Source organism: Cellvibrio sp. GW822-FHT04B05 (assembly GCF_058800985.1).
In genome coordinates this window covers 174,791-186,820 of record NZ_JBXAMU010000004.1, presented here as the reverse complement: position 1 = coordinate 186,820, position 12,030 = coordinate 174,791, and the positions used below count along the sequence as shown (strand labels likewise).

The window sequence follows — 12,030 nt, the reverse complement described above, 5'->3', positions numbered from 1 at the left end:
CCTGTTTCAGGATACGGCCTTTTTCGGTTTGCAGATGTGCGCTTAATTACGGCTTTCGAGGCTCGCCTTGGCACGTACAACTGCCGCTTTTACTTGCGCCGGCGCAGTGCCGCCGATGTGGTTACGGGCAGCGACTGAACCTTCCAGCGTCAATACGGCAAACACATCGTGCTCGATGACGGTAGAGAATTGTTGCAGCTCGGCCAGGCTCATTTCGGACAAATCTTTGCCGGTTTGCACGCCGTGGGCGACTGACTTACCGACAATCTCATGCGCATCGCGGAAAGGTACGCCGCGACGGACGAGGTAGTCCGCCAAATCGGTGGCGGTAGAGAAGCCGCGTTTGGCGGCTTCGTACATCTTTTCTTTACGCGGTTGGATAGCGGGAACCATATCAGCGAAGGCGCGCAGGCAATCTTTTACGGTATCGATTGCATCAAAAACCGGTTCTTTGTCTTCCTGATTGTCCTTGTTGTAGGCCAATGGCTGGGATTTCATCAGCGTCAATAAGGCGGTCAAATGGCCGTAAACACGGCCGGTCTTACCGCGCACCAGTTCGGGTACGTCGGGGTTTTTCTTTTGCGGCATGATCGAGGAACCGGTGCAGAAACGATCCGGCAAATCGATAAAGCTGAATTGCGATGAGGTCCACAGCACCAGCTCTTCGCTCGCACGCGACAAGTGCATCATCAGGATACTGGCAAACGCGGCGAATTCGATGGCGAAGTCACGGTCGCTCACGGAGTCGAGCGAGTTTTCGGTCGGTGCATCAAAACCCAGCAATTGTGCGGTATAGGCGCGGTCGATGGGGTAGGTGGTGCCGGCGAGTGCAGCGGCGCCGAGGGGCGATTGGTTGACGCGCTTGCGGCAATCCTGCAGGCGGCCGAAATCGCGTTGCAGCATTTCAAACCAGGCTAATAAATGATGGCCAAAGGTCACTGGCTGTGCCGTTTGTAAATGGGTGAATCCGGGCATGATGGTGTCGGCATTGGCTTCGGCCACTTGCAGCAAACCTTGTTGCAAGCGGGTCAGTTCTTTTGCGATAGCATCGATTTCGTCGCGCAAATAAAGGCGGATATCGGTGGCGACTTGATCGTTGCGCGAGCGTCCGGTATGCAGTTTTTTGCCGGTGATGCCGATACGCTGGGTGAGCAGCGCTTCAATGTTCATGTGCACATCTTCCAGGCTCACTGACCAGGTAAATTTACCGGCAACGATTTCCGCACGAATTTCTTCCAAACCGGTAATAATCTGGTCGCGCTCGGCCTCGGTGAGCACACCGACTTTGGCGAGCATGGTGGCGTGGGCAATAGAACCGTTGATATCGTGGTGGTAAAGGCGGTAATCAAAACCAATGGAGGCGGTAAAACGCTCGACAAAGGCGTCGGTGGCTTCGCTGAAGCGGCCGCCCCAGGGTTTGATGGGCTGATCGTTTTGGCTCATGAGCATGTGTCCACAATCTTGAAAGAATGAAGGAGGCGACGGGTGCGTTTAGGCTACCATTCACCTTGGCACCCAAGGTAGTCAGGGTGCCGGGGCCGCGCATTATAGCTCAATGCCTCTTTAAAAGACCTATTAATGGAAGCCGCTGCAACAATGAAAGCGCCAGATAACGAGACCAGCATTCAGCCCACGCCCAAGGCCTCTATGGGTATTAAGGGAAAGGCGGCGCGCCCGGTGCCGGTTGAACCGGCTACGCCGTTTTTGCCGGATTTGTGCAGCAGCCAGGCGGTGTTCCTGTTGGTGTTGGTCGCGGAGTTGTTGGCAGTCTTGCTGACGATCAGCGCTTCGTCCGGCTTGCAGCATTTTAATTGGGACAAGCTCGCACTGATTTCCGTGCAGGTGCAATGGATTGTGGTGTTCAGTGCAATCGCACTGTGTCGCCTGCGGTTTTGGCTGGGGCGACAAGATCATGTGCGCGCCGGCTGTGTCAGTTACGCGCTGGTGTTGGCGATAACGCTGGTGCTGTGTATCGCCGGCCAATGGATTATTTATGGTGCGAGCGGCCTCGCCTTTGTGGGCGATCAGCAGTTCAGTTTCGATGGTTGGCTGCTGCTTAACAACATGGCGGTTGCGGCGATCTTGTCGGGTATTTTGCTGCGCTATCTCTATTTGCAGCAACAATTGCGCAACCAGCAGCAAGCGGAAATGCAGGCGCGTATCCAGGCGTTGCAATCGCGTATCCGGCCGCACTTTTTATTTAACAGTATGAATTCCATTGCGAGCCTGATCAGCACCGAACCGGAAACGGCAGAGCGGGTAGTGGAGGATCTATCGGAATTATTCCGTGCAAGCCTTGCCGAGCCGACGCTGATTCCGTTGGAGCGCGAGCTGAGTTTATGCAAACACTATCTGGATATTGAATGTTTGCGTTTGGGGCGGCGTTTGCAATTGGACTGGCAAATGGGCAGCTATAATCCACAGCTGAAAATTCCCAGTTTGATGTTGCAGCCGCTGGTGGAAAACGCCATCTTTCACGGCATCGAACCTTTGCCCAAGGGCGGGACGATTACGGTCAAAGTTTCACAGAACGATAAGCAGTTAAGTATCGTGATTAGCAATCCGTATTTGTTGGCGAAAAAAAATCCGCGCAATGGCGAACAGGCGCAGCGCCATAATCGCATGGCGTTGGATAATATCCGCCGCCGCCTTACCGCCCATTTTGGCACGGCGGCGCGTTTATCCAGCAGCGCAGAGAACGGTGTATTCACCACCTATATTTTTTGTCCCTTAACCGTGTGATCACAATAAAATCAACAAATTGAGACAATAACAATGGATATTTTAATTGTTGACGATGAAGCGCTTGCGCGACAACGCCTGGTGCGGATGGTGGAAAAAATCGCAGGATTTTGTGTCATCGCCGAAGCAGATAATGCCGAGGATGCGCTGGTTGCTATCACTCAACATGATCCGGATATAGTGCTGCTTGATATCCGCATGCCCGGTCGCGATGGTTTGAATCTCGCGCAGGATATTGCCGAACTGGAAGACGCGCCCGCCGTTATTTTTTGCACCGCGTTTGATCAATACGCGCTGGATGCATTTGGCACTAACGCTGTCGGTTATTTGCTAAAACCGGTGAAGGCCGAGCAGTTATTGCAAGTGCTGGAGAAAGCGCAAAAGCTCAATAAAATCCAGCGGGTAGCCGCGCAAAAAACGACTGAACCCAAAGTCGAAAACCAGCGCACCCATATCACCGCAAAAACCCGTCGCGGCGTTGAATTAATTCCGCTCGATGATGTGCGTTATTTTCTCGCCGATCACAAATACGTGACGGTTTATCATCGCAACGGCGAACATTTGCTCGACGAGACGTTAAAAGAATTGGAAGAAGAATTTGGTGCGCGCTTTGTGCGTGTGCATCGCAATTCGCTGGTGTCGGTTAAACATATTGAAGCACTGGAGCGCACTGCCCAAGGGCAATATCAAATACGTTTGGCGGATACCGAATTGCGTCCGGTGATCAGTCGGCGCCATGTAAGTGATCTAAAAGAATTATTAAAAATGATGTAACCAATTGTTATCACGCTTTAAAAAATGCCCTCCATGTATGTTAATGGCGGGCATTTTTTTGTGCTGGAGTTTACTGTTGGTCGGGCAGAAAAATCAGCGGCAAGTTACCGTTGGCGTTTCCACGCTGCTGCCGTTGGTATTGCCTTGAAAACCGAACTCAATCGTTTGCCCTGCACCGATATTGCCATTCCAACTGATGTTGGTTGCGGTGTATGGATTGCTGCCACTGAGCGTTGCATTCCATGAACTGGTGATGCGGTTGCTGCCGGAATAACTCCAACTTGCCGTCCAGCCGGATTTTGCGCTGGTGCCGGTATTGGTCACACGGATTGCACCGGTAAAACCTGCACCCCACGAATTGCTCACTACATAGGTACAACTTACGCCGCCGCCGGTCGCTTGGCTGCTGGATGATCGGCTGGATGCAGGCACCGAACTTGAGGCGGGAATTGAACTGGGCGCAATGCTACTTCTGCTACTGGATGCCGGAGTCGAGCTTGGTGCGGTGCTGGATGCAGCACTACCTTCGATCCCCCAAGGTGCTGGCAATGCGGCGCAACTGGTGCGGCCAACGCAGCTTTGCTGGTTCTCCCAACCCCAGCCACTATTGCTGGTGACGCAAATTGGGTAGCGGTTGCCATACCAATTACAGGTGCCGCCATTTGCGACTGAAGAACTGCCAGGTGCTATTGATGAAGAACTGCGTGCAATCGATGAAGATGAAACCGAACTTGGCGCAACACTGGAGCGCACACTGCTTGCATTACCACTGAAATTGGTCGCCAGTTTGGATGTGGCTTTAATGCCGTTGGCGCTGTTGATCAGGAAGTTGCCCCAGGTACTTAGCGAACTGGCATTCCAATTGTTGACTATATCGAGCGGCACACAGCAGCTGCCATTACCCGACCAGCTCCAGCCCAGATAACCAATCCCCTGATCCTGTGCATATTGCAAAATTGCTTCTTCCGCCACGTTACTGCCGTTATGCTCGGCCCCGAATTCGCCGACGATAATCGCCAGGCCGCGGGTTTGGAAACTGCTCAAATAGCCCTGCACAATGCTGGCGTTGTTGTAGACCTCGTACATGTGTACCGAAAACAAGACGTTTTTCAGGCTGTCGGCGGCGAGGATGCCGGGCGCATTGTCGCGCATCGCGTTCTGCCAATCCTGTCCCCAGTTGGCGGCATCGACCATTAACATATGGGTCAGGCCGCCAGCACGTAATGCGCGTATCGCGGTGATGTGGTCGGCGGTATACGTTGCTGCCGAGGTGCTATTGCCAAAGGGTTCGTTGGCGATATTCACGATTACATAATCTTCCTGGCCGGTGATGGCCGCTTTGATATCGCTGCTCAACCAATATTCGGTCGCGCGGCTAATATGGGTAGCGGCGGCGCTTTCACCGTAGCCAGTGGAGTCGTGCACTTCAAGCACGCATACCAGTTTGTTAGCCTTACATTGGTTGATCACGTTGGTCACATCGGCGCCGTTATTGCGCGACCACTGGGTGCCGTTACTCAACACGACGCGCACCGAGTTAGCGCCGGTCGCAGCTATATCGCGCAGCGATTGGGCCAGGCGGTCGGCATACCAGGTGTGCGCGTGGTTCACACCGCGAAATACAAACGCGTTGCCATTGGGGTCAAGTACTTGCGTGCCGCTGACAGTCCAGCCAGCGAATGCCGGAGCGACCATAGCTGAGGTAATCAAGGCTAAAGCCGTTTTTTTCAGTAGCGAGTTTTTAGATGTCATCAGGTTTTTCATAGAGGTTCCTTTTGGCAGCAATGGCTCTGCTGATGCGAGCAAATGACTGCAATCAAACGTTATTGTTATCAAACTGCATCGGCTGCAGATGCAGTTCGGCTCGGGAAAATATCCATCTCTAATGTTGGATTTGTAGTACTGGTAATTGCACTGCGATTGTGTTTGGCGCGATTACAAACATCAGCTGCCCCTGTAGCGATTCTCTGGAGAGGAAGAATCTGTCGTTATTATCGGGGTGATATAGTGCAAGTATTTGTAATCGGTTACATGGTAATCCTCTTCAGTCGCAAATAACAAGCATTCAAACCGGGAGGGATAGTGTGCTGGTGCACAAATGTGAAATCAGGGTTGATTCATATCGTCATGCGTTTGGGTTTATCAATTGTGCAATCGCGCGATCCCAATAAGGCGGCGAACCAAAATCTTCACGTAAATGCGCGATAAATAATTGCGCTTTCGTTGCGTGTGAGCGGCCGGGCAGGCGCACGGCATGAATTGCAGGTTGCACGCGGACGGGAATCGCCGGTGCATCGGGAAATAATGCAATCAGTTTTCCGGCAATAATCAAATCACTCACCAGCCAACTGGCGAGATGAACAATACCTATGCCTTCGACCCCGGCTTGGAGTAACGAATTAATATCGTTGGTGCGGAAATTTCCGCGCACGGGTAGAGCGGCGTCGCGATTTAATCCAGCAAAGGTCCATAGACCGCACACGGTCGAGACACCGGTGGCGAGTGAAAGGCAATTGTGTTGCTCTACATCATGCAGAGTCGCAGGGTAGCCATGGCGAGCGAGGTAATCCGGGCTGGCGCAGACTATCCTCCGGAAGGGTGCCAAATGAGTCGCCACCAAATCGCTGTCCGGCAAAATTCCGACACGGATAGCAACATCGGTGCGCTGCGACGATAAATCCACAACGCCATCGCTTGCGTGCAATTCAATTTCCATCAGTGGATAGCGTTTGAGGAATCGCGCAACAGCAGGTGCGACATGCAAACGCGAAAATGACGCTGGTGCGGTAATGGTAAGCAATCCCTGGGGTTCGGCATTTAAATCGGCCATGGCATTTTTGGCTTCATCCATCTCCAATAAAATCGCGTTAGCGCGCGGCAAAAATTGCTCGCCCGCATCTGTCAGCGCAATTAAGCGTGATGAGCGCAGGAATAATTTAAAGCCCAATTCCTCTTCCAGCGCATCGATCTTGCGCGAGATCGACGAGGCGGCGACGCCTTCTTTGCGCGCAACTTCCGAGAGGTTTCCGCTAGTCGCAACAGCGAGAAAAATACGTATGGCATCGAGCATGGGGTGATCCAGTTGGTTGCGTAATTTGCAAAGATGGTTTGCATTTTTGATTATTGTTCGGATTTTTGCAACGAAATAGACTTTCCTCACTGCCAACAACCGGGTATTTCAGCCCAGAGGAAATTATGTCTATCGTTAAAAAAGCATTCCGCACCAGTCTTGTCCTGCTCGCATTTGCCAGCGGATTAACCAATGTTGCGGCCATGGCTGCAGCGCCCATGGCAAAAACATCGGCACCCGGTTATTTCCGGATGATGTTGGGTGAATTTGAAATCACCGCGCTGAATGATGGCACTATCGATTTGCCGGTGGACAAATTACTCACCCAGCCAGAAGCAAAAACCCATGCTGCGCTTGCGCAGGCCTATCTAAAAGCGCCATTGGAAACGTCAGTGAATGCCTTCCTGATCAACACCGGTAATAAACTGATCTTGATCGATGCTGGCACGGGCAGTTTATTCGGACCAACCCTGGGTAAATTGATCGCCAATTTAAAAGCCTCGGGTTACACGCCGGCGCAAATCGACGATATCTATCTCACCCACCTGCATGCCGATCATATCGGTGGATTAATTGCTAACAATGCCTTGGCATTTCCCAATGCCATTGTGCATGCCGATAAAAAAGACACAGACTTCTGGCTCAACCAAAAGGGTCTGGATAGCGCGCCCGCCGATCAAAAAGACGGCTACAAAAACGCAATAGCGTCGTTAAGCCCCTATGTTGCAGTGAAAAAATTTATTCCCTTTAACGGCAATACAACGATTGCCGCTGGAATAACTTCCTATGCCACATACGGTCATACCGCTGGCCATACGATTTATAAAGTAGAAAGTCAGGGAGAAAAATTATGGGTGATCGGCGATTTGATTCATGTGAATGCTGTTCAGTTGGAGCATCCGGAAGTGACCATCGCATTTGATAGCGACCAGAAACAAGCGGCCGCAGAGCGCGGGAAAATATTTACCGATGGCGCAAAACAAGGTGTGCTGTTTGCCGCTTCGCATATCCAATTTCCGGGCATTGGTCACTTGCGCAAAGAAGCTAAAGCTTACGAATGGATTCCGGTAAATTTTACGCAAATTCGTTAATTCGATTGCATTTTTTTGAGAATGTTTTTCAGCGAGAAATATTACGAAAGTAATAGCGGCAGTGATTCGCATAACGTGAATCGCTGCCTTATGTTATTTGCCAGGAATCAAAATCGATTGATCGGTAAGCCTTTGTAATACGATCTGCCCAGTTTTCAATTCCCACTTGATTGATTAAGCCATCTTGCCTGATTTCAATCATGGCGCTGGGTAATCCGCGTGATTCGCCATGGGTGGGAATGCTGTAATCAAACGCATCTTCAATCGGGTAGGGTTGATTAAATCCTACCGTGATATCGTGCTCTTGTGTGAGGGCATTGTATAAACGTTGTGCGAAGCGGCTATCACTTTTATGTGATACACCAATATGCCAGGGTCGTTGCTGGTTAAAAAGAAACGGCGTAAAACTGTGTATGCTCAGAAAAATAATCGGACGTTTCGGATTTGCATGCAAACGTCCATCTAATACATTATTAATGGCTTGGTGGTAGGGAGTGAATAATTGTTCAATACGCCGGGCACGTTCCTGCACGGATAAATGTTGATTGCCGGGAATTATTACTCCCGCACTTTGCTCAGGGATTAATTCGCTACTCACAAGCGGTCGGTTGCAGTCAATAACCAGGCGGGAATACCCACTTGTTATTAATGGCGCGTCGAGATTTTTTGCCAGTAACCGCGCTACTTCAACTGCCCCCGGATCCCACCCGATATGATCAGTTAATTGTGCATCGGTTAATCCCAATTTTTCCAGGCATGCAGGAACGCGATTGGAGGCGTGGTCGCACACCAGCACCAAATTGCTGATCCCCTGCTCATTGAATATTTCAAACGGAGCAGCTTCGGTGGGTAATAACAATGGTGATGACGGCTGATTGTTTTTCATAGGTTCAATTTTTTACTTCGTCAGTCCAAACTTTAAAACTTTTTAACGTATTTGGCCCAAAGGCGTTGGTGATAGGAACATCGGTAGCATCGCGGCCACGTGCAATCAGAATATGACCGATGCGAGGGATATTATTGCGTGCATCAAAGGTATGCCATTGCCCATCGAGATAAGCTTCAAACCACGCAGAAAAATCCATTGGGTTAGGGGAAACGGGTACGCCTATATCACCCAAATAACCGGTGCAATAACGGGCTGGAATATTCATGCAGCGACAAAAGGTAATCGCCAAATGCGTAAAGTCGCGGCACACACCGACTTTTTCATTATAGGCTTCGAGTGCGGTTTTAGTAGAGCGAGCGTACTGGTAACCGAATTGAATATGGTTGTGCACAAAATCGCAGATGGCTTGTACGCGCTGCCAACCTGGCGGTGTATTGCTAAACAGGTTCCATGTAGTTTCTGATAAACGATCCGTTTCGCAATAACGGCTACCCAGCAAAAATACGAGCGTATCTGAGGGTAAGTTTTCTACCGCATGTTGCTGCGCATTGATATAAACAGGATCAGGCAAGCCGGTATCCTTGATGAGTGCATCTGTTGCAATACGAAACTCACCGGGTGGTGCGACAATGCGGCTGCACCAGTTGCCGAAATCATCGCGATAGGTCGTGACCGGTACGGGTGGATTAGTGACGATATGGTCGGGAGCGAGAATATCGGACGCACGGGTATGGTGCAGATTTAAGGTGAGCAACATCGGTGTTGGTTGTGGGCATTCGTAAATTAGCTCGTAACCCAAGCGGATATGCATACTTAACTTCCTCAAATAATTTTTGTGAGCGGACGTGTCAGATAGCCTCTTTTGGACATTGGTTGTCTGTTCGTCGGCGCGCATACAAAAATGCAGTGGAAGGGTTTTTTGGGAGGACATCAGTTGCATCCATTTGAATGCAACTGATGATGATCTTGCGGAAAGCAAACGCCGCTACATTAACTTTTTTTGAATAATAACGTCACGCGGTTAGATTCGCCAATCGCCCGGTATTCTTCATTTTTCGCTGGCGATGCTTTTTTGTTTTCCTCTGCGCCCATGTTTGGCGGTAAACGCCATACAGTCTCATTATCTTGTGGATCGTCTTTCGGATTTTTATTGATATCGCTTTCACCCACAAATACAAAACCGGCGGCGGTCATCGCACTGATCAATGCCGAACGTTTTAAATAACCGCGGCTACCGGTAGCCCATGCATCTGGTTTATCTTCCGCGATGGCGTGTTGCACAATACCCACCACACCATTGGGTTTAAGTACACGATGCGTTTCGGCGAGCGCTTGCTTCAAATAATTGCCCTTGGCATCAAAGTTCGCGAGATTATGCAGTGCACGGATAAATAACACCGCGTCCACTTTGCCGGTTAATTCGGCGGGCAAGTCTGCAAAGGTATAAGCCTCAGCCGATGCACCCTCGGGGCCGCCCCAGGTTTTTGCATCGGCAGTAAATTCCGCTGGCCAACTCTTACGCTTGGCAATAAATTCTGCATTTGCCCAGCCAAACTCCGGCCACATCTGCAGGCTGTAATCCGCTCCGATCAAACGACCTTTAGGGCCTAAATAGGGTAGCAATATTTTGGAGTACCAGCCTTCGCCTGGTAATGCTTCCACCACTGTATCGCCCGGTTTAATGCCGAAGAATTCGAGTGTTTCTACTGGATGGCGTGCCACATAGCGAGCCTGGTGCTCAGCGGGCATGCTTTGGGTGATGGCGACCAATTTCTTTTTGTCGGCATCGGTTAAGGTGGCAGTACCCGTGTGATCGACCACACCGGTACAGCTTTGCAAGAGTAGTGCGGCGCCGAGTACGAAAAGTTTGTTCATGCTTATTTTCCTTTGAGGTTCGGGGTATATAACAATAAAGCCTGATGTGATGGAATTGCTAACAGAATTTATCTATTTACCCTTATTAACACAGGCTGCCAAATTGCTTTCATGACAAAAGGCAACTGACGTGATGTGATTGCCTTTCTAAAATATTTTCCAATACCACTCACCTCAATCAATTGCGGAAGACGCAAAAACCTGACGATTATTCTTCCAGCGACTGGCTGATGATTTGCTCAATCTGATATTGGATATCAGCAAGCGAGCGTATATCCTCAGCCAGTTTTGCATGAGCCATCACATTGGTATTGAAATCCCAACGAAATTCTTTTTCAGCTATTGCGCTTGGGTGTTCATCTACAGGTGCAGCGATAGGCGCGGTGAGTTGTCGTTCCAGCGAACCATTGTGTTGGCGCAGCTCATCCAATAATGTAGGCGTTATTGCCAGTCGATCACATCCAGCCAACGCCTGGATTTGTGCGATATTATTAAAGCCGGTGCCTATAATACGAATGGGATAACCGAAATATTTATAGTATTGATAAATAGATTTGAGTGTGGCTACACCGGGATCGTTAGTGCCTGAATAGTCTACTCCCGGCTCATTTTTTTTATACCAATCGCTCGTCGTGCCAACGGGAATTGCAATCTGGAATACTTCCCCTGCCGCACAAGCTTGCGCCTGAATAAAGCTGTATACCGATCCAACGCTGCACTGTATTTGCTCGCGCTTTAATTGATGTGCTGCCTGAACACCCTCCCACGTGGCGGGGATTTTAATCAGGATACGCGACGGATCTATACGAGCATTGCGATAGGAATCTACCAATTCCCGCGCTTTACCAATAATGCCGTCGCTATCAAATGATAGGTTTGCATCAATATCTATCGCGATGCGCCCGGAGATATTTTTTAAAATATCCAATCCGATATTGGTGATCAGTTTATTAATAATTACCTGTTTATAGTTTTGGCCCCAGCGGTCATCTTTTGCTAACTCTATCGCTTCTTTAATCAGATGCGCGTTGCTTGGTTCACGAATCGCAGTCAGCACTTTCGCCGAGTCAATGTTCACGTCAGTGGACGAAAATTTCTTGATAGCATCGATGTCGATACTATCTGTCACGATTGGACTCATCGCCCTTATTTGTTCAAGCTGATTTGGCATTAGTGGTTCTCGTTATAGCATTTATGTTGTCCCGGATATGCATGAACAACATCCAGGTCGCCGGTTTTTTTTGCACTGCAAAACAAACCCGCACTGTTTCAAAACCCGTGAGGAAGCACCATTACCTGTTGTTACATTGGCTATAGATCTTTCTATGCGTAAGCTTTCGGGCTTTGATGTTTCTCCCTGCCTTGATAAGGGAATTTTTTGTGAGTTGAAAGACGATAATTACTTTAAACTCGTTAAGGTGCTTTCGGACGCGATTGAGTGGTCGCATGAGCAAGATTTTAGTAATGATACATTGTTTTTACTGAGTGTTGCCTTTGAGTCTTAGGCCTTTTTCTTTTCATATTTCCCCTCATAAAATCAGCAGCCAATAAAAAACCCGCCGGAGCGGGTTTTGTTTATTTCAATTTCC

The 12,030-nt window shown here is 49.7% G+C and carries 11 protein-coding genes; 4 read left to right on the top strand and 7 right to left on the bottom strand.

From position 1 onward, the window contains the following. Positions 1 to 42 precede the first annotated feature (42 nt). On the bottom strand, positions 43 to 1,443 hold the full coding sequence (gene argH / locus AC1RJL_RS14015) for an argininosuccinate lyase (RefSeq protein WP_492915069.1): 1,401 nt from the start codon (positions 1,441 to 1,443) through the stop codon (positions 43 to 45). Positions 1,444 to 1,578: 135 nt separating this feature from the next. Between argH and AC1RJL_RS14010 the strand changes: the two genes are divergently transcribed. Both AC1RJL_RS14010 and AC1RJL_RS14005 read left to right on the top strand, forming a co-directional pair. Next, complete coding sequence (locus AC1RJL_RS14010) at positions 1,579 to 2,742, top strand: sensor histidine kinase (RefSeq protein WP_492915067.1); 1,164 nt, start codon at positions 1,579 to 1,581, stop codon at positions 2,740 to 2,742. A gap of 33 nt (positions 2,743 to 2,775) precedes the next feature. Further along, positions 2,776 to 3,516 (top strand): LytR/AlgR family response regulator transcription factor, encoded by a 741-nt coding sequence (locus tag AC1RJL_RS14005; protein ID WP_492915065.1) that lies wholly within the window; start codon positions 2,776 to 2,778, stop codon positions 3,514 to 3,516. 93 nt (positions 3,517 to 3,609) lie between these two features. Here AC1RJL_RS14005 and AC1RJL_RS14000 read toward each other — a convergent pair whose 3' ends face one another. Both AC1RJL_RS14000 and AC1RJL_RS13995 read right to left on the bottom strand, forming a co-directional pair. Beyond that, positions 3,610 to 5,280: a cellulase family glycosylhydrolase gene (locus AC1RJL_RS14000; protein ID WP_492915063.1), complete on the bottom strand. Its 1,671-nt coding sequence runs from the start codon at positions 5,278 to 5,280 to the stop codon at positions 3,610 to 3,612. A 361-nt stretch (positions 5,281 to 5,641) separates the two neighbouring features. After that, positions 5,642 to 6,586: a LysR family transcriptional regulator gene (locus AC1RJL_RS13995; RefSeq protein WP_492915061.1), complete on the bottom strand. Its 945-nt coding sequence runs from the start codon at positions 6,584 to 6,586 to the stop codon at positions 5,642 to 5,644. A gap of 125 nt (positions 6,587 to 6,711) precedes the next feature. Here AC1RJL_RS13995 and AC1RJL_RS13990 point away from each other — a divergent pair, with 125 nt between their 5' ends. Then, positions 6,712 to 7,677 carry an MBL fold metallo-hydrolase gene (locus tag AC1RJL_RS13990; protein ID WP_492915059.1) on the top strand — a complete coding sequence of 322 codons (966 nt, stop codon included), beginning with the start codon at positions 6,712 to 6,714 and terminating at the stop codon, positions 7,675 to 7,677. Positions 7,678 to 7,765: 88 nt separating this feature from the next. Here the strand turns inward: AC1RJL_RS13990 and AC1RJL_RS13985 are convergent, their stop codons facing one another. The 4 genes from AC1RJL_RS13985 to AC1RJL_RS13970 all read right to left on the bottom strand — a co-directional run bounded on the left by AC1RJL_RS13985 (position 7,766) and on the right by AC1RJL_RS13970 (position 11,570). Next, positions 7,766 to 8,563 carry an N-formylglutamate amidohydrolase gene (locus tag AC1RJL_RS13985; protein WP_492915057.1) on the bottom strand — a complete coding sequence of 266 codons (798 nt, stop codon included), beginning with the start codon at positions 8,561 to 8,563 and terminating at the stop codon, positions 7,766 to 7,768. Between the two features lie 4 nt (positions 8,564 to 8,567). Next, positions 8,568 to 9,377 carry a transglutaminase-like domain-containing protein gene (locus tag AC1RJL_RS13980; RefSeq protein ID WP_492915055.1) on the bottom strand — a complete coding sequence of 270 codons (810 nt, stop codon included), beginning with the start codon at positions 9,375 to 9,377 and terminating at the stop codon, positions 8,568 to 8,570. A gap of 179 nt (positions 9,378 to 9,556) precedes the next feature. Beyond that, entirely contained in the window at positions 9,557 to 10,441 is an 885-nt protein-coding gene (locus AC1RJL_RS13975; protein WP_492915053.1) for a class I SAM-dependent methyltransferase, read from the bottom strand. Positions 10,442 to 10,649: 208 nt separating this feature from the next. Further along, on the bottom strand, positions 10,650 to 11,570 hold the full coding sequence (locus tag AC1RJL_RS13970) for a transaldolase family protein (protein ID WP_492915052.1): 921 nt from the start codon (positions 11,568 to 11,570) through the stop codon (positions 10,650 to 10,652). Between the two features lie 79 nt (positions 11,571 to 11,649). Between AC1RJL_RS13970 and AC1RJL_RS13965 the strand changes: the two genes are divergently transcribed. Beyond that, a complete protein-coding gene (locus tag AC1RJL_RS13965; protein WP_492915050.1) occupies positions 11,650 to 11,946 on the top strand; it encodes a hypothetical protein in 297 nt (98 codons plus the stop codon). The last annotated feature ends 84 nt before the right edge of the window (positions 11,947 to 12,030 follow it).

Bases quoted from the DNA above. Each gene is read 5' to 3' on its own strand.
- AC1RJL_RS13995 (WP_492915061.1), bottom strand. From the start codon at position 6,586: ATGCTCGATGCCATACGTATTTTTCTCGCTGTTGCGACTAGCGGAAAC.
- AC1RJL_RS13985 (WP_492915057.1), bottom strand. From the start codon at position 8,563: ATGAAAAACAATCAGCCGTCATCACCATTGTTATTACCCACCGAAGCT.
- AC1RJL_RS14000 (WP_492915063.1), bottom strand. From the start codon at position 5,280: ATGAAAAACCTGATGACATCTAAAAACTCGCTACTGAAAAAAACGGCT.
- AC1RJL_RS14005 (WP_492915065.1), top strand. From the start codon at position 2,776: ATGGATATTTTAATTGTTGACGATGAAGCGCTTGCGCGACAACGCCTG.
- AC1RJL_RS13990 (WP_492915059.1), top strand. From the start codon at position 6,712: ATGTCTATCGTTAAAAAAGCATTCCGCACCAGTCTTGTCCTGCTCGCA.
- argH (WP_492915069.1), bottom strand. From the start codon at position 1,443: ATGAGCCAAAACGATCAGCCCATCAAACCCTGGGGCGGCCGCTTCAGC.
- AC1RJL_RS14010 (WP_492915067.1), top strand. From the start codon at position 1,579: ATGGAAGCCGCTGCAACAATGAAAGCGCCAGATAACGAGACCAGCATT.
- AC1RJL_RS13965 (WP_492915050.1), top strand. From the start codon at position 11,650: ATGCATGAACAACATCCAGGTCGCCGGTTTTTTTTGCACTGCAAAACA.
- AC1RJL_RS13975 (WP_492915053.1), bottom strand. From the start codon at position 10,441: ATGAACAAACTTTTCGTACTCGGCGCCGCACTACTCTTGCAAAGCTGT.
- AC1RJL_RS13980 (WP_492915055.1), bottom strand. From the start codon at position 9,377: ATGCATATCCGCTTGGGTTACGAGCTAATTTACGAATGCCCACAACCA.